We start from the raw sequence: 18,002 nt of genomic DNA, 5'->3' as shown, positions 1-18,002 counted from the left end.
TGGCTTCTGACGGCTTCACACTGTCGCTCTTGCCTTGCTACCTGCCGACTTCGTAACCGAACGACAGCACGCGCGCGATGTGCCTTTCTCAGCCCCTTTGCTGAATCGCTTGTCGCGAGTCCTTGCAGGGGCGCGGGAAACCGAGACGCGCCGAACCCCCGAAAGAAGTGCAAAAGCAGGGCGTTCCCGCGAGACTTGCATCAGGCAGTCATACCGGAGGCAGGATTGAAGAAGCGCAGGCAGCCTTTGACGACAAGTCGGTCCGGGATATCAATCATACGGATGCCGAAACATCTTTCGCCTCGCGAATGCGCAAGCACTATACATAGCGGACAGTCACGTTGCATGCGATGCACGACTTATGCCTTGCGGCCGGCTCGCTTTTTTTGAGCGTAGATCAAAGCACCGGTTTCGACCGGGATGAACGGAGCCTGAAAATGATCGATCAGGAAATCGATGAATGCTCGCGCGCGCGCGGTCTGATTGCGCTGGCTGGAATAGTAGACAAACAGATCGGCGGACGGCAATTCCGTGTCTGGCAGGACCAGTTTTAACCTGCCGCTCTGAACATACTTCGCCAGATCCCATTCGGAACGAATCAGGATCCCATGCCCGTCGAGCGCCCAGCGCAGCACGATGTCGCCATCGTTGCTCGACAGGGCGCCTTTGACTTTCAGTGCCTCGGTGTGGTCGCCCTGCACGTACCTCCAGACGCCATAGGCATCGTTGTTCTGGCGATGAATGATGCAGCGGTGGCGGGCGAGGTCCTCGACGCGCGCCGGCGTCCCGAAACGCTCCAGGTATTTAGGGGAGGCGCAAAGAAAACGGCGGTTGCTCATGATGCGCCTCGCACTCAGCCGGCTGTCCGGAAGCTCGCCGAAACGGATCGCCATATCGAATGCCTCCTCGACCAGATCGATGGGTCGGTCGGTCACTTCGAACTGGATTTCGACATTCGGAAACCGCTTCGCGAAGTCGGACACGAGCGGCGCGATGGTCGTGCGCCCGAAGCCGAGCGTCGCATTGATCCGCAACAGCCCATGAGGGTCGGACCTGGCACCCGATATCTCGTCTTCCATCTGCCGGACCTGCCCGACGATTTGCGTCGCGTAGCGCAGGTAGGTCTCGCCTTCCGGCGTGAGACTGACGCTTCTCGTCGTCCGGTTGACCAGCCGCACCCCCAGCTTCTGTTCGATCAGGCCCAGCCGTTTGGTGGCGGCCGGTGGGGTGAGATCGAGCGCGCGCGCCGCTCCCGACAGGCTTTTGAGCTTGGCGAGGAGGATGAAAAACGCGAAATCGGATGCCGGGTCGGTTGCCACTTCAGTTGTTCACCTAAAGTAAAAAATGAAATGAATCCAGGTGAATTCTAACGCCTCGATTCGCGGATAAGCTAGTTTCCATCGCAGCCAGGTGCATGCAATGCGTGCCTAAAACTCAGGAGACACTGTCATGAGAATCGTGGAAATCCGCGAAAAAACCGTTCCGATCAGCTCCCCGATCCGCAATGCCTATATCGACTTCCGGAAGATGACGCTGAGTCTCGTCGCCGTGGTGACGGATGTCATCCGGGACGGAAAGCCGATCGTGGGTTATGGCTTCAACTCCAACGGCCGCTACGGCCAGGGCAAGCTGATGCGCGAGCGTTTCATTCCGCGCATCCTCGAAGCCGATCCCGCCGCGCTCGTGAACGACGCCGGCGACAACCTCGATCCGCACAAGATCTGGGCGACCATGTTCACCAACGAGAAGCCCGGCGGTCACGGTGAGCGCTCGGTCGCGATCGGCACGATCGACATGGCGATCTGGGATGCGGTGGCAAAGATCGAGGGCAAACCGCTGTTCCAACTGCTGGCGGATCGCTATGGCAACGGCCAACCCGAGCGCAAGATTTTCGTGTACGCGGCGGGCGGTTATTACTACCCGGGTCAGGATCACGGGAAGCTGAAAGACGAAATGCGTAGTTATGTCGACCGTGGCTATACGGTCGTGAAGAAGAAGATCGGCGGGGCCTCGCTCGACGAAGACCTGCGCCGCATCGACTCGATTCTGAGCGTACTCGGCGACGGGCAGAAGCTGGCCGTCGACGCCAACGGCCGTTTCGATCTCGACACGGCGATCCAGTACGCGAAGGCGCTCTCGCAATACGACCTGTTCTGGTACGAGGAACCGGGCGATCCGCTCGACTACGAACTGCAGGCGACCTTGCGCAACTACTACGACAAACCGATGGCGACCGGCGAGGACCTGTTCTCGATGCAGGACGCCCGCAACCTGATTCGCTACGGCGGCATGCGTCCGGATCGCGATTGGCTGCAGTTCGACTGCGCACTGAGCTACGGCCTCGTCGAGTATCTGCGCACGCTCGACATGCTGCATCAGCACGGCTGGTCGCCGAGCCGCTGCATTCCGCACGGTGGACACCAGATGTCGTTGAACATCGCGGCCGGCCTGGGTCTCGGCGGCAACGAATCCTATCCCGACCTGTTCCAGCCGTATGGCGGCTTCCCCGACGGCGTGAAGGTGGACAACGGCTACATCACCATGCCCGATCTGCCGGGTATCGGCTTCGAAGGCAAAGCCGATCTGTTTGCCGAGATGCAGAAGCTGTCGGCCTAAGCCGTCAACCGGCAAACGCGCCGACTCAGGCGTCGGCGCAGCGTTCACAAAAATAGACAAAGGGAACGCAGGCGAAAGCGGTCCGTGCTCACCGCAGTGGGATGTCCCGCTGCGATGAGCATGAGCTGACTTTCATTAAAAGATGCCACGCATAGGAGACAGTCATGCGGGTTTCAAAGATCGGAAAATATCTTTCCAGGCTCTACGTACAGGTTCTGATTGGCATTGTCGCCGGCGTCCTCGTCGGCCATTTCTATCCTGACATCGGTTCCCAACTCAAACCACTTGGCGACCTGTTCATCAAACTGATCCGGATGCTGCTTGCTCCGATCATTTTCGCCTCCGTCGTCGTCGGTATCGCTCGCATGAGTGATCTTCATGAGGCCGGTCGCGTCGGCGTCAAGGCGGTCATCTACTTCGAAATAGCATCGACGATTGCGCTTGCTGTTGGCCTCATCATCGTGAACGTGATCAAGCCGGGCAGTGGCATGAACATCGACCCCGCGCATATCGACAGTTCCGCGATTGCCGCCTACACCCACGCAGCACGGCAGCACGGCATGCTTGAGTTCTTCATGAGCATCGTTCCGAACAGCATTGTCGGAGCGTTCGCGAATGGGGATATCCTACCCATCATCTTCTTTTCACTGCTGCTCGCCATCGCGCTCGCCAGGCTGGGTCCCCGTACCGCGCCGTTCGTCGACATGCTCGATATGTCTCTTCAAGGCATGTTCGGCGTCGTGCGAATCGTGATGTACGTCGCGCCGATTGGCGCTTTTGGCGGTATGGCATTCACCATCGCGAAGTACGGCATCGGCACGCTGGCCTCATTCGGCCAGTTGATGCTGTGTCTTTATCTGACTTCGATTTTCTTCGTGGTCGTGGTGCTTGGACTGGTGATGCGGATGAGCGGACTGTCGCTGTGGAAGTATCTCCGCTACATCAAGGACGAAATTTTCATCACCCTCGGCACGGCGTCGACCGAAGCGGTGCTCCCCCAAATGCTGATCAAAATGGAGAAGATGGGGTGTTCACGCCCCGTGGTCGGCATGGTGTTGCCAACGGGCTATACCTTCAACGCCGATGGCACGGCGATCTACCTGACCATGGCTTCGATGTTCATTGCACAGGCGATGAATATCCACCTAACTCTTTGGGACCAGTTGCTGCTGCTCGGCGTGTTGCTGCTGACGTCCAAGGGATCTGCGGGTGTGGCGGGGGCCGGATTCGTCGCGCTGGCTGCCACGCTGGCTTCAATGCACAAAATCCCTGTGTCCGGGCTGGTGCTGCTGCTGGGAGTCGACCGCTTCCTCAACGAGGCGCGTGCAGTCACGAACCTGATCGGCAACGGCGTGGCGACGATTGTAGTAGCACGATGGGAAGGGGCGATCGACATGAACAGGGCCCGAGCGACGCTCGACCGTACGAATACGAGCATTGACGCACGGGAGTCCACCGACGAGGCATTGGTGGATCGAGCGCATCCGAAAGACGCTACTATCCGGGCCCACACGCATTGAGTCGTGCAGTCGATTTCATCACGCGTATCACCGCCGTGACCACGCCATCCGACAAAGCGAACGTTCGCGGGGCAGCTCTGGATTGCCACGAACTCCCGACGTCGGGGAAGCTCGCGATCACCCCGGCGAGGCAGATGATCAACCAGCGCGACCTCTCGTTGGTCTACTCGTCGGGCGTCGCGTTCGCGTTTGCGTTCGCGTACGAGTATGAGGAAATCATGCGCGTACGTGTAGCAAGATACGCAACATACAGGTTCAGGACTGGACTGGAATTCCTGATTGGCCGTGACGTTGGCCGTGCGGAGACAGGAGCGGCAGGTCCGCCGCATTGATTGGCTAGTTTTGCGCGATGCGCAGTTCCGCCAGTCATCAGCAGCGCGGCTGATGGCGAACACGCATTCATGCGGCATTCCGGTCTCGCCGCGTGCAACCAGTCGGCCCCGCTGGCGATGGTCCGGCAATCAACTGCAACGCCCTGATCGTCTGCAACCGTGACGAGGCATAAGACGTCAGCGGTATCAGGCGCCCACCCTCGGCCTTGTCACCGATGCGCAGGCTATTTCACCTGATATTCAACTCACTCCGTGTCAATCGCCCATTCCACCGCCGCTTGCGCATGCAGTGCGGTCGTATCGAACACCGGCAGCGCGGAATCTTCCGGCTTGATCAGCAACGTGATTTCAGTACAGCCGAGAATCACCGCCTGCGCGCCACGCTCGGCCAATGATTGGATCACACCTTGATACACCGCTCGCGACGCATCCTTCACCTTGCCGTGACACAGTTCGTCGTAAATGATGCGGTGCACGTCGGCGCGGCCGGCTTCATCGGGAACGAGCGTTTCGAGGCCGTAGCGCTCGCGCAGGCGGCCCGTGTAAAACGTCTGCTCCATCGTATAGCGCGTGCCGAGCAGGCCAACCCGTTCGATACCCGCGGCCCGCAGCGCATCGCCGGTCGGATCGGCGATATGCAGGAACGGCACCGTGATCGCCTGCTCGATCGACTCGTACACGCGATGCATCGTGTTGGTCGCGAGCATCACGAGATCGGCGCCGCCGCGTTCGAGCTGGCGCGCGGCATCGGCCATCTGCTGACCGAGCGCGCTCCAGTCGCCCGCGCGCTGGTTCGCCTCGATCGGCGCGAAGTCGACCGTCAGCATCAGACTGCGCGCGTTGTGATGACCGCCGAGCCGTATCTTCGCGTGACGGTTGAGGAGTTTGTAATACTCGGTGGACGACTCCCAACTCATCCCACCAATCACGCCGATCATTTTCATCTGCCTGCTCCGTGAACGGATGACGGCTGCCGGAACGCCCGGTATGCACCGTCCTGAACGCCGAGTATAGGCGCGCGGCGAAGCGTGCAGCCGGTACGGATTGCGCGCCGCGCGCCGGTACGGAAGCCGGGGCGCGCATCCGGATAAAACACCGCACGACCTTTTCTGTCGCCGATAGAATCGTAACCAGTCAGAAGCGGGCAAAGGGAGAGACATATGGATCTGATCATCCGCCGCGCGATGCTGCCGTCAGGCGCCGCGCCACAGGACAGGCACCCGGTCGACATCGGCATCGATGCGGGCCGCATCGTCGCCGTCGAGGCGAACCTCGCCGCGAGCGCGGGCGAAGAAATCGATGCGGCGGGTTCGCTCGTCACGCCGCCGTTCGTCGATCCGCATTTCCACATGGACGCGACACTGTCGTACGGCTTGCCGCGCGTGAACGCGTCGGGCACGCTGCTCGAAGGCATTGCGCTGTGGGGTGAGCTGAAGCCGGAACTGACGCAGGCGGCGCTCGTCGAGCGCGCGTTGCAGTATTGCGACTGGGCCGTCGCGCGCGGTTTGCTGGCGATCCGCAGCCATGTCGACGTGTGCGATCCGCGCCTGCTCGCCGTCGAGGCCCTGCTCGAAGTGAAGCGCCGGGTCGCGCCGTATCTCGATCTGCAACTGGTGGCGTTTCCGCAGGACGGCGTGCTGCGCAGCGCCGGCGCGTTCGAGAACCTCAAGCGGGCGATCGCGATGGGCGTCGACGTGGTCGGCGGCATTCCGCATTTCGAGCGCACGATGGCCGACGGCGCGCAGTCCGTGCGCCTGCTGTGCGAGTACGCGGCGGAGCAGGGCTTGCGCGTCGACATGCATTGCGACGAATCGGACGACCCCATGTCGCGCCACATCGAAACGCTTGCGGCCGAAACGCAGCGGCTCGGTTTGCAGGGGCGCGTCACCGGCTCGCATCTGACGTCGATGCATTCGATGGACAACTACTACGTCAGCAAGCTCCTGCCGTTGATGCGCGAGTCGGGCGTCGCCGCGATCGCGAATCCGCTCATCAACATCACGCTGCAGGGCCGCAGCGACACCTATCCGAAGCGGCGCGGCATGACGCGCGTGCCGGAGATGATGGCGGCCGGCATCAACGTCGCGTTCGGCCACGACTGCGTGATGGACCCGTGGTACAGCCTCGGTTCGGGCGACATGCTCGAAGTCGCGCACATGGGCTTGCACGTCGCGCAGATGACGGGCGTCGACGGCATGCGCGCATGCTTCGACGCGGTCACGGTGAATGCCGCGCGGATTCTCGGTCTGGAAGGCTATGGCATCGCGCCGGGATGCGCGGCCAATCTGGTGCTGCTCGACGCGCGTGATCCGGTCGAGGCGATCCGCCTGCGCGCCGCGCGGCTCGCGGTGGTGAGCCGTGGCAAGGTGGTGAGCCGCGCGCCTGCTGCGCGGGCGGCGCTGTCGCTCGAAGGGCGTCCGGCGCAGGTGGACTTCAAGCTGCATCGCGGCTAGCGGGTAGCGGCTAGCGCGCGCCGGCAGGGTCTGTGGTGCGCGTGCGCAAGCTTTAGCGCAAGAAAAAGCCGGCGCCTGCTCACGCAGGCCGCCGGCTTTGTTTGATGGCACCGACATCGACGGCGCTCAGCAACACGCCGCTCGATGCTTCAACCGGTCAATGCACCGAGCCCGGCGCCATGCCGTTATGACGCAACAGCGCGTCGATATTCGGCTCGCGGCCACGAAACGCCTTGAACGATTCCATCGCCGGACGGCTGCCGCCCACCTCCAGAATCTCCTTGCGATAGCGCATGCCGGTCGTCTGATCGAGCACGCTGCCGCTCGCGGCTTGCGCCGCTTCTTCGAACGCGGCGTACGCGTCGGCGGACAGCACTTCAGCCCACTTGTAGCTGTAGTAACCCGCCGCATAGCCGCCCGCGAAAATATGGCTGAACGTGTTCGGCCAACGCGAGAACGATGCTTGCGGCACCACGTGAAAGCGTTCGTTGATCTCGCTCGCGAGTTCGGTGGCGCTCTTCGTGCCGCTCGCGTCGAAGCCGGTATGCAGTTGCATGTCGAACATCGAGAACACGATCTGACGCAGCGTGCCCAGACCGCTCTGGAAGTTCTTCGCGGCCAGCATCTTGTCGAACAGCTCGCGCGGCAGCGGCTTCGCTGTTTCGACGTGCGAGGTCATGTCGCTGAGCACGTCCCACTCCCAGCAGAAGTTCTCCATGAATTGCGACGGCAGTTCGACCGCGTCCCACTCGACGCCGTTGATACCCGAGACGCCCAGTTCATCGACGCGCGTGAGCATGTGATGCAGCCCGTGACCGAACTCGTGGAACAGCGTGATGACTTCGTCGTGCGTGAAGCAGGCGGGTTTGCCGCCGACGGGCGCTGAGAAATTGCAGGTCAGGTACGCGACCGGCGTTTGCACGCCGCCGTGCGAGTGCTTGTGACGGCCGCGCGCATCGTCCATCCAGGCGCCGCCGCGTTTGCCTTCGCGGGCATACAGGTCGAGGTAGAACTGTGCGACCAGACCACCGTCCTGATTCTCCACGCGGAAAAAGCGCACGTCCGGATGCCACACAGCCGCTTCGTCGCGACGGATGCGCACGCCGAACAGCGTTTCGGTGACCTTGAAGAGACCCTTGAACACCGCGTCTTCGGGGAAGTACTGTTTGACCTCGTTCTCGGAGAACGAATAGCGCTTCTGGCGCAGACGTTCAGCGGCAAACGTCATGTCCCACGGTTGCAGCTCGCTCATGCCGAGTTCGTTCGCGGCGAATTCGCGCAGCTCCTTCCAGTCCTGTTCCGCATGCGGACGCGCGCGCGTGGCGAGGTCTTCGAGGAACGTCATGACCTGGGCGGGCGATTCGGCCATCTTCGGCGCGAGCGAGACTTCGGCGAAGTTGCCGTAGCCGAGCATATGCGCTTCTTCCGCGCGCAGCTTCAACTGCTCGGCGAGCACCGATGTGTTGTCCCACTCAGGCTTGCCGTTGCCATATTGCGCGCCGAGCTCGGATGCGCGCGTCACGTACGCGCGGTACATCGCTTCGCGCATCGGACGATTTTCCGAGTACTGCATCACCGGGAAATATGACGGGAAGTGCAGCGTGAATTTGTAGCCGGTCTTGCCTTCGCGTTCGGCCGCTTCCTTCGCGGCTTCGATCACGTCTTCGGGCAGTCCGGCGAGTTGCGCTTGCCCGCCCGCTTCGACGAGGTACGCGTAAGCGTTGGTCGCGTCGAGCACGTGGTCCGAGAAGGCCTTCGACAGCCCCGCCTGCTTTTCCTGCAGTTCGGCGAAGTGCGGCTTCTGGTCTTCCGGCAGTTCGGCGCCGGACAGACGGAAATCGCGCAGCGCGTTGCCGAGGATCTTCTTGCGCTCGCCGGTCAGCGACGCGAAATCGCTGCTCGCGTTCAGCGCCTTGTACTTCTCGTACAGCGCGAGGTTCTGTCCGACGCTCGACCAGAATTCGGTCACACGCGGCAGATTTTCGCCGTACACGGCGCGCAGTTCGGGCGTATCGGCGACGGCGTTCAGATGGCCGACCACGCTCCACGCGCGCGACAGCGGTTCGGTGGCGCGTTCGACCGGCTCGACCACATCGGCCCACGACGCGGGCGTGACCGGCAGCGCGGCGCGCTCGACCGCGGCGGCCGCGTCGGCGAGCAGCACATCGAGGGCGGGCGTGACGTGTTCAGGGCGGATGTCGGCAAAGCGCGGCAGGTCGGAAAAATCGAGGAGCGGATTGTCGTGATGCGAGGGAGTAGTGGACATGAGGCTTCCTGTCTGACGCGGGTGAACGGGTAATCGGTGCATCGACGGGGCGCGCGCGGCCGCCTGTGGCACCCGATAAGAACATTATTGGGGCGGGACGCGCCGATTCCAATCCGTCGGCTGACAAATTATCAGATGTCGCGGCTCCGTGGGCGAATCGCATGCGGCATGCGGCATGCGGCGTGCGACATGCCGGCGGCCCCACGCGCGGTCGAGCACCTTGGGGGGCTACTGCAGCCGCTGCGTTTCTGTGCGAAAGCGAACGGTGCGCTTTGCTGCCCTGCCGCAATCTGACGTGTCGCTAGCAGTGAGCGATGTTTCCTGTCAGAGGTGTCGATGAACCCGCTTTCGCACGCTTTAAAGCGCAACGGCAACAACTTCGACCTCGTGCGGCTGCTGGCCGCCGTTGCCGTCGTCTATGGCCATTCGTATCTGCTCCAGGCGCCGGATGGCACGACTGACTGGGTGGAAAATGCGCTCGGCTTCGATGGTTTCGGCGCGTTCGGCGTCTACGCGTTTTTTCTGCTGAGCGGCTTGCTGGTGACCGCCAGCTTCGACCGGCAACGCTCGGGGCCGCGTTTCGTCGCGTTGCGGATTGCGCGGCTGTGGCCGGCGGTGGCGGTCGGCTCGGTCGTGACGGTGTTCATCATCGGGCCGCTTTTTACGACGCTGCCGCTGCGCGAATACTTCGCCTCCGGGATGACGTGGGCGAACCTCGACAACTTCTCCACCATCGTGCTGAAGACCCGTTGGACGCTGCCTGGCGTGTTCGAGCACAACCGCATGCCGCACGAGATCTGCGCGACGCTGTGGACGCTGCCGATCGAAGTGCGCTGCTATCTGATCGTGCTCGTGACCGGCATGCTGGGGCTGCTGTCCAGCCCGCGCGGCGTGCTGCTGGCGGCGGCGCTCGGCGGCGCCGCGATCGTGTTGCGCGTGCATCTGCCGCATCTGCAACTGGGCACGCGGGATTTCAGCCATCCCGCCAACGGCTATTCGTTCTGGCCGGAGCCGTTCTTCATACTGGGGATGCTGCTGTACGGCTGGCGCGAGCGGGTCGACATCAACGGCCTGACGGCGCTGGGGTTCGCGATGGTGTTTCTGGTCTTTCGCGATACGACCGGCGCGCAGCCGCTCTTCTATCTGGCCTTCGTGTACGGCGTGCTATGGGTGGGAACGACGCCAGTACTGCGGCGCTTCGTGCCGCGTCACGACTACTCGTACGGCATTTATCTGTACGGATTCATGGTGCAGCAGTGCATCGCGAATAGAACGCCGCAGTTGAGCCACGGGATGTCGCTGGTGGTCGCCGCGCCGTTGATCCTCGTGAGTGCGGCACTGTCGTGGCACTTCGTGGAGCGGCCGGTGCTGACGTGGTGTCGCACGCGCCTCGCGCCGCAGCACAGGCCGCCGGCGACAGGCATCGCTGCGGGGGATCAGGCGATCCGTTGAGGCGGTGCGCGCGCTGCGCACCGCTGCCCGTGAGTGCCGCTGTTTCCTGCACCGGGCTTCTGTGCGCGAAGCTCGGCGCCAAGGGGCGCGGAAAGTCTCTTCGCCGGCGAACATGCTTCGCCGGCCGTTTTTTTGCGGGCCGCCGTTACGCCTTCGCGTCCGCTTCGCGCTCGGCGGCTTCGATCGTGTTGACGAGCAGCATCGTGATGGTCATCGGGCCGACGCCGCCCGGCACCGGCGTGATGTAGCCGGCCACTTCCTTGACGCCCGCGAAATCGACGTCGCCGCACAGCTTGCCGGCGTCGTCGCGATTCATGCCGACGTCGATCACGGTCGCGCCCGGCTTCACCATGTCCGCCGTCAGGATGTTGCGCAGGCCAGTGGCCGCGACCACCACGTCGGCGTTGCGCGTGTGCGCGGCCAGTTCGCGCGTCTTGCTATGGCAGATCGTCACGGTCGCGCCGGCTTCGAGCAGCAGCAGCGCCATCGGCTTGCCGACGATGTTCGAGCGGCCGATCACCACGGCGTTGGCGCCTTTCAGGTCGATCCCGTACGCGTCGAACATTTTCATCACGCCGTAGGGCGTGCACGGACGAAACAGCGGCTGGCCGGTCATCAGCGCGCCGGCATTGGCGACGTGAAAGCCGTCGACGTCTTTTTCCGGCGCGATCGCCTCGATGACCTTGTGGCTGTCGATGTGTTTGGGCAGCGGCAGTTGCACCAGAATTCCGTGGATGCGCGGATCGCGGTTCAGTTCGTCGATGCGCGCGAGCAGGTCGGCTTCCGGCAGGTCGGCCGGATAGCGGTCGAACGACGAGCCGAGGCCGTTGTCCTGGCACGCCTTGACCTTGTTGCGCACATACACTTCGCTGGCCGGATTGTCGCCGACCAGCACGACGGCGAGGCCCGGCTGATGGCCGCGGGCGGTGAGGGCGGCGGCGCGCGCGGCGACGTCGGCGCGCAGAGTCTTGGAAAGGGCGAGGCCGTCGATCAGTTTGGCAGTCATGGTCGGGTCGAGATAGGCAGTTTGGAAAGCGGAACAGGGCGCGGACGCCTGAAGGCGCCCCGCGCGATGGCGCTTTTCAGCGGGAACGGGTCGGCACGTGAAAAGCGCGCGGCGCGAATCGGAGATAGGCGCGGCTGCGAAGTCCGACATTATACCGGGCCTGTTTGACGCGCCATGCGTGGATTCGCGTCGCGCACAGCGCGACCGCCAGGCCATTGCCCCCTTGCCGCCAAGGTCACGCTTACGGCTGCACCGCCTGCCAGCTCTCGTCCGGATCGAACGCTTTGACCGCCGCCGCTGCACGCGCCGTCTGAGGCCCGAGGTCCTTCTGATACACCTGCCCGTCCTGATTGACGATGAAACTCATCACCCCGGTCCGGCCATACTCGGCGGGCGACGCGATCAGCCCGAACCCTCCGCTCATCACGCCGTTCTCGACATGGTTTCGCGCCCCGCCTTTTGCATGCGGCCCTTGCGCGGTGAGGATCCGGTAGTGATAGCCGTGATACGCCTGCGTCGGCAGCGTGCCGTTGGGCATCGTGGCGGCGAGCGGCCCGAGCGGGCTTTCGGCTTCGCCGGGCGCCGTCGGCCAGTACAGACCGTCGTGCTGTCCGCGCGTACTGACGAAGCGCTGCGCGTAATGCTGCGTCAGGTTGTGATAATCGTTCTGTGCGTCGACATAGGCGAGCGAGGTCATGATCGCCGCGCGTTCATTGCGGCCGATGCGGCGCGTCAGCATTTCATCATGCGCGGCACGCGGATCGAAGCGCCAGCCCTGCGCCGTTTGCACGAGCGGAATCGGCAAGGTCCAGCCGCTGTCGCCGACCGCCACGTGCGCGGTGGCGTGTCCTTTGCCGGTGGCCGGATCTTCGACGATCTGATGCCCCTTCGACCACGCGCCGAGGAACTGGTAGATATCGTCCTCGCCGATGTCCGCGGTGGGGATGAAGCGACGAAAGTCGCCGCCGAGCACATGCTTGAGCGCGGGGTCGTCATTGCTCGCGACAGCGTCGACGAAAGCGTTGGCGGCAGCGTCGGCGCTCGGGTAGACGGCTTGCGCATGGGCGGTGCCCGTGACAGCCAGCAGCGCGCCGATGCAGCCAACGGCGGCGGCCAGTGTCCGAACCTGAACGCGGGCGCGCAACGTGCCCCGGGGTAATAAGCGCATCATCGAGTCTCCTCTTGAACGTTCAACGGCGGTGGCCCATGTGACCCCCGCCCCCGCCGCCGAACCTGCCACCCCCGCCGCCCATTGCGCCGCCCCCGCCACCTCTCTGGACGCCGCCTCCATGTGCGCCAAGGCCGCCACCACCCTGGTAAGACTGGCCGCCGCCGTGCGCGCCGAAGCCGCCGCCCGCATGCTGTCCACCACCTGCACGCTGTCCTTCGCCCGCCATTCCGGCGCGGCTCGCCTGGCCGCGCTGCGCGTCCAGCCGCGCGGCGTTGCCGTCGCCAGCGCCGCGCAGCGCGTTGTCGCGATTCATATTCTGCGCGTGGTTCTGCAGGTTCTGATTCGTGACGCCGCCCTGGTGAATCCCTTGCACGCGCTGGCTCGCGCTGCCGCCCATCTGCTGGCCGGTGCGCTGCTGCAACGTCTGCTGCGCCTCGGCGCGCGCGTTGTCGCGGCCGCGATACGCATCGCGCTGCGCGGCGCCGAGATTGTTGTTGACGTTGTTGCGGTTCACGTTGGCATTGCGATTCCAGTTCGTCGTGTTGCTGTTCGCGTCGATCCGGTGGTTCACATTGATGTTGTTGTAGCGGTTCACATTGACGTTGACGTCGTGCGTATTCCAGTTGAAGCCGCCCCACAGCGAGTTCGCCACGGCCACGCCGGTGCCGAACGCGAGACCTGCGGCGAGCCCGCTCGCCACCGCATAGCCGGGCGGCGGAGGCACATAGACCGGCGGATAGGCCGGATACGGCCACGTGCCGTAGACCACCGTCGGGTTATAGGTCGGCACGTACACGACCTGCGGATTGGCCGGCACGATCTGGATTGTGCTCTGTTCGACGACGACCTTCTGCTGTTCGCTCGTCTTCAGATTGCCGGCTGCCTGGGCCTGCTTGCGCAGGCGCTGCACGGAGTCCATCACGTCATTCGGCTGGGCGAGGAAGGCGCTGCCGAGTTGCGAGACCCAGTCGGGTTTCGCGGACATCGTCGCGAGCACCTGGGGGAAGGCGACCAGCGATTGCACGCTCGGGTCCCACGATTCGCCGGCGACCGCCTTGACGGCGTCGTCGCCCTGCAGCTTCGGGTTCGCTTTGGACCAGGCGGCCGCGGCCTGTACGTCCTGCGGGAACGTGGAAGCCATCAGCACCTGCGCGAGCAAGGCGTCGGGATACAGCGCGATGGGGGCCGTCAACGAATCGAGTTGCTGGGTCGAGACCTTGGCAGCGCTTTGCGCAAGCACTGCGTCCGGCATGACGAGCCCGGCGACGAGCGGCGCCCCGACAAGGGCGGCGCAGGCGAGCAAAACGCGCGAGCGATGCGCTGCAGATCGTTTCACGATGACATCCTCACGGTCGGGTTACAGGCGAAACGTCGATGCGCGGCACGCGCCACGGCGATGCGTCACGCTGGAATCGGAGAGAGCACAGGCAGGCGAGGCGAGGTGTAGCGGATGAATGGGCAGCCGCGTGCGAGTGATGCGGATGCGGTGGACGACGCGACAATGAAGCGGCAACGATGCAGGAGGTGCGGCACGCGGGCCGCGTGGTCCGCTAGCGGCGTTTCGCGAAACGCTGTGCGCCGTGTACCGCGTGTCGTACCCGCATTGATTGCGCATCAGCACCTCCTAAGGAGTTCTGTATAAATTAGGGGGCGTAGCGGGGCTTGTCAATCATGTCGGACGAAAGTGGTGTATTAGAAACGGACCAGCCGGGGTGAGCAATTACCGGGCCGCGCATCGTGACCGGCACTGCAATACGGAAGACGGCGCGGGGGATGGCGCGCAAATGCAAACGCGGGAAGGGTGCCGTGCGCGAGTAGCGCAGGCATGGAACCGGTGCGGGCCGGACGCTTCTGCAGTCCGGCCGTGGGCAATGCGATGGGCTCTTGCGGGGAATGCCGCCCGTCGGATTTATTGCGCGGGTTGCGGCTTGTTCGACAGCGCGAGTCGCAGCAGATCGGCGACCGTGTTGACGTTGAGCTTTTCCATGATGTTCGCGCGATGCGCTTCGACCGTCTTGATGCTGATGCCGAGGTCGTCGGCGATCTGCTTGTTCAGGCGGCCCGCGATGATGCGCTCGAGCACCTGATGCTCACGTGCGGTCAGCTTGCCAAGACGCTCGGCGGCGGCGCGTTGCTGCTGCACGCTGGTGCTCTCGGTGCGCGCCTTGTCGAGCATGCGCTCGACCAGCTTGCGCAACTCGGCTTCGTCGAACGGTTTCTCGATGAAGTCCATCGCGCCTTTTTTCATCGTCGACACGGCCATCGGCACATCGCCGTGACCCGTCACGAAGATGATCGGCAGCGACGCGTTGTCGGCGATCAGGCGTTCCTGCAACTCGAGCCCGCTCATGCCGGACATCCGCACATCGAGGATCAGGCAGGCGATCTGGCCCGGATGCTGATGCGGCTGCCATGCGTCGATGAACTGCTCGGCGCTGGAGAAGCATTGCACGCGGTAGCCGTTCGCCTCCAGCAGCCAGCGCAGCGAATCTCGCACGGCCTCGTCGTCGTCGACGACAAAGACAGTTTCCTGTGTGGTGACTGGGCTGTTCATAGCTCTCCCGTAACGGTTTGTGGTGTCGGCGCCTCTGACCCGCCGTTGCTCGGGCCGTCAGGCTCTCCAATAGGCAGACTGCAATGGAACGTGGCGCCTGTGATGTGGCCGTCGGACTCGACGTTGTTCACCACCCACAGACGGCCGCGGTGCGATTCGATAATCGAACGGCAAATGTTCAGCCCCATGCCCATACCATCGGACTTGGTGCTGTAAAACGGTTCGAACAGCCGCTCGGCTGTCGCTTCGTCGACGCCCGGACCCTGGTCGACGACGCTGATGCAGACAAAGCCGCTCTCCAGCCGCACGACCACCCGGATCACCGGATCGACCGCATTCGGGCGGGCTTCGGCCATCGCCTCGGCGCCGTTCTTCAGCAGGTTGACCAGCACCTGCTCGATCAGCACCGGGTCGACGTAGATCACCGGCAGGCGCGAGCGCAGATCGGTGACGATGCGAATGCGACGCTTGCGCGTTTCGATCTCGGCGAGCCCCACCGCGTCCGCGACGATGTCGGCGACGCGCGTGGCTTGCCGCTTCGGCTCGCTGCGCTTCACGAACTCGCGGATGCGTTTGATGATCATGCCGGCGCGCACCGCCTGCTGGGCGGTCTTTTCGAGCACCGGCAGCAGATTGTCGGGCGTCGTGCGACCGGATTTAACCAGCGCGACGGTGCCGGAGCAATAGTTGTTGATCGCGGCGAGCGGCTGATTGAGTTCGTGCGCGAGCGACGAGGCCATCTCGCCCATCGTCATCAGGCGGCTCGTGAACTGCAGCTTTTCGTCCTGCTGGCGCGCCAGTTCCTGCGCCCGCTTGCGGGTGGTGATGTCGGTCGCGATCTGCATCTGCGCGAGGTGGCCGTCCACCCACTGGATGTACTGACGGCGCACTTCGAACCACTTCTGGATGCTTTGCACGTAGATTTCCTGCGCATCGGCGGTGCTTTCGGTCAACGCGGCCGCGGGCAGGCCCGCGTAGGTATCCACCATATCGATCGAATCGGACGACGCCTGTGCGCTATCGAACCCGCCGCCCGCCAATTCCAGATGGCCGTCGGGGCGAATACCGAACAGGTGCCGGTAGTAGCGATTGGCGAACAGCAGCTCGGCTTCGTCGGCGGCCAGCACCGACACCGCGGCGTCGAGGCTTTCGAGCACGGTGGTGAAGCGTTCGTGGGCGGCGGCGAGTTCCTCGCGCGCGCGTTTCGGTTCGGTGATGTCGGTCATCGACGACATCCAGCCGGTCTGGCGGCCCGAACTGTCGATCAGCGGCGATACATAGAGACGCGCATGGAACAGCGAGCCGTCTTTCCTGCGCACCCGCAACTCGAACCCCGAGGACGGCGCCTTGCCGCGCAGTGTCATGTCGAGCTGGCGTTGCATCTCGGGATAGGCGTCGCGCGGCCAGTAGGCGAACGGCGCGTTCTTGCCGACCAGATCGCTCTCGTCCCAGCCGGTCATCCGGCAGAACGCGGGATTCACGTGGGTGATGCGCCCGTGCATGTCGAGCACGCGCATGCCGATCAGCACCGAGTTTTCCATCGCGCGGCGGAAGAACGCTTCCGCGTACAGCGCCTGCTGCGCTTCGAAGCGCTGGCGCGTGTGCTTCCACAGACTCCAGAGGCTCCACAGCACGAAGCACGAGAGGCCCGCCACCAGCCACACCAGCGTGTTGTTGGTGAAGTTGGTCATCTGCGGGAACGCGTAGACGCGCACCGAGATGCCCTGGCCCGGCGGATCGAGCGGCAGGTCGTAGAACATGTCGCGCGGCAGGCGCGGGCGGGTTGACGTGGTGGTCAACTCGCGGTTGTTCACGTCGATGATCGAGATCTTGTATTTGGCCGACAGCTCGGGCGGGATGTCGCGCTTGAGAATGCCTTCGACCGAGAACACCGCCGCAATCGAGCCGAGGAACTCGCGGTCGCGGAACACCGGCGTTTGCAGCGTGATATAGCCGTCGCCGAGGTCGTCGTAGATCAGTGGCGAATAGACCTGGCGGCGCGTGTCGCGCGCTTCGGTGAAGGCGGCTTTGACCGCTTCGTCCATCTGCGCGTCGTTGGGCCTCGCGAGCCGCTGGCCGAATACGGGCAGGGCGGTATTGGGCCAGCGCGGCTGCTGCGCGCTGGTGTACCAGTTCATGTAGAGGATCTCGGGATGCCCCTGCATGATGTCCGTGGTGGACGCCTGGAACGAATGCGGATCGGCGTGGCCGGTGGCCAGATCGCGTGCGAGCGCCTGAATCTGTTCCTGCGCGCCGGTCATGGACAGGCGGATCTGCTGCTGCGCCCACGCGACGTTACGGTAGAGGGTGTCTTCCTGCTGCTGCTGTTCGCGCCGGTTGAGGCTCCACAGGATCAGGCTCATGACGACCAGGAAAACCAGGATCGACAGGAGCGGCGTCAGCAAATAGGAATTCGACCACCATGGTCCATGGTGCCAGCGGGAGGACGGCGTCGAATCGCCCGGCGAACCGGCGGTGCGCGCCGAGCGAGCGAAAAGCCGTTCGGTCAACATGCGTGGCATTGTAGCGCAGCGCGTGACTGACAAATGGCGCAAAAAAGCACGGAAAGTACCGTTAATCGGCGCAAACTACCCGACGTATCCGCCGATCGGCAGTCAAACCAGGTTGCGTC

At 63.8% G+C, this 18,002-nt stretch carries 12 protein-coding genes; 4 read left to right on the top strand and 8 right to left on the bottom strand.

Annotation, left to right across the window (positions count from 1 at the left end):
- Positions 1–359: 359 nt before the first annotated feature.
- On the bottom strand, positions 360–1,319 hold the full coding sequence (locus ACZ9H4_RS21430; RefSeq protein ID WP_408143969.1) for a LysR family transcriptional regulator: 960 nt from the start codon (positions 1,317–1,319) through the stop codon (positions 360–362).
- Between the two features lie 130 nt (positions 1,320–1,449).
- Here ACZ9H4_RS21430 and ACZ9H4_RS21425 point away from each other — a divergent pair, with 130 nt between their 5' ends.
- Together ACZ9H4_RS21425 and dctA are read left to right on the top strand one after the other, a co-directional pair.
- A complete protein-coding gene (locus tag ACZ9H4_RS21425; RefSeq protein ID WP_408143971.1) occupies positions 1,450–2,616 on the top strand; it encodes a mandelate racemase/muconate lactonizing enzyme family protein in 1,167 nt (388 codons plus the stop codon).
- Positions 2,617–2,780: 164 nt separating this feature from the next.
- Positions 2,781–4,136 carry a C4-dicarboxylate transporter DctA gene (gene dctA / locus ACZ9H4_RS21420; RefSeq protein WP_476120713.1) on the top strand — a complete coding sequence of 452 codons (1,356 nt, stop codon included), beginning with the start codon at positions 2,781–2,783 and terminating at the stop codon, positions 4,134–4,136.
- 577 nt (positions 4,137–4,713) lie between these two features.
- Here dctA and ACZ9H4_RS21415 read toward each other — a convergent pair.
- Positions 4,714–5,412, bottom strand: coding sequence for an aspartate/glutamate racemase family protein (locus tag ACZ9H4_RS21415; protein ID WP_476120711.1), 699 nt, complete (start codon positions 5,410–5,412; stop codon positions 4,714–4,716).
- Positions 5,413–5,628: 216 nt separating this feature from the next.
- Between ACZ9H4_RS21415 and ACZ9H4_RS21410 the strand changes: the two genes are divergently transcribed.
- Complete coding sequence (locus ACZ9H4_RS21410; protein WP_408324199.1) at positions 5,629–6,921, top strand: amidohydrolase family protein; 1,293 nt, start codon at positions 5,629–5,631, stop codon at positions 6,919–6,921.
- A 157-nt stretch (positions 6,922–7,078) separates the two neighbouring features.
- Here the strand turns inward: ACZ9H4_RS21410 and ACZ9H4_RS21405 are convergent, their stop codons facing one another.
- Positions 7,079–9,187 (bottom strand): M3 family metallopeptidase, encoded by a 2,109-nt coding sequence (locus ACZ9H4_RS21405; protein WP_408143978.1) that lies wholly within the window; start codon positions 9,185–9,187, stop codon positions 7,079–7,081.
- Between the two features lie 336 nt (positions 9,188–9,523).
- Between ACZ9H4_RS21405 and ACZ9H4_RS21400 the strand changes: the two genes are divergently transcribed.
- Positions 9,524–10,639 carry an acyltransferase family protein gene (locus tag ACZ9H4_RS21400; RefSeq protein ID WP_476120708.1) on the top strand — a complete coding sequence of 372 codons (1,116 nt, stop codon included), beginning with the start codon at positions 9,524–9,526 and terminating at the stop codon, positions 10,637–10,639.
- A gap of 145 nt (positions 10,640–10,784) precedes the next feature.
- On the opposite strand, the gene folD is transcribed toward ACZ9H4_RS21400, so the two are convergent.
- The 5 genes from folD to fixL form a co-directional block, all read right to left on the bottom strand.
- The gene (gene folD, locus ACZ9H4_RS21395; RefSeq protein ID WP_408324195.1) at positions 10,785–11,645 is read right to left on the bottom strand and encodes a bifunctional methylenetetrahydrofolate dehydrogenase/methenyltetrahydrofolate cyclohydrolase FolD; all 861 of its coding nucleotides are present in this window, start codon (positions 11,643–11,645) and stop codon (positions 10,785–10,787) included.
- A 241-nt stretch (positions 11,646–11,886) separates the two neighbouring features.
- The gene (locus ACZ9H4_RS21390; protein WP_408156325.1) at positions 11,887–12,816 is read right to left on the bottom strand and encodes a DUF2950 domain-containing protein; all 930 of its coding nucleotides are present in this window, start codon (positions 12,814–12,816) and stop codon (positions 11,887–11,889) included.
- 19 nt (positions 12,817–12,835) lie between these two features.
- The gene (locus ACZ9H4_RS21385) at positions 12,836–14,152 is read right to left on the bottom strand and encodes a DUF3300 domain-containing protein (RefSeq protein WP_408143984.1); all 1,317 of its coding nucleotides are present in this window, start codon (positions 14,150–14,152) and stop codon (positions 12,836–12,838) included.
- Positions 14,153–14,725: 573 nt separating this feature from the next.
- On the bottom strand, positions 14,726–15,370 hold the full coding sequence (gene fixJ, locus ACZ9H4_RS21380) for an oxygen response regulator transcription factor FixJ (protein ID WP_408143986.1): 645 nt from the start codon (positions 15,368–15,370) through the stop codon (positions 14,726–14,728).
- Positions 15,367–17,883 (bottom strand): oxygen sensor histidine kinase FixL, encoded by a 2,517-nt coding sequence (gene fixL, locus ACZ9H4_RS21375; RefSeq protein ID WP_476120705.1) that lies wholly within the window; start codon positions 17,881–17,883, stop codon positions 15,367–15,369. Before fixL ends, fixJ begins: the two co-directional genes overlap by 4 nt.
- Between the last annotated feature and the right edge of the window lie 119 nt (positions 17,884–18,002).

The sequence above is a fragment of the Paraburkholderia sp. TE9906 genome (assembly GCF_056279605.1).
Note: the sequence above shows the minus strand (reverse complement) of the source record. Positions and strands in the feature narration are given on the sequence as shown.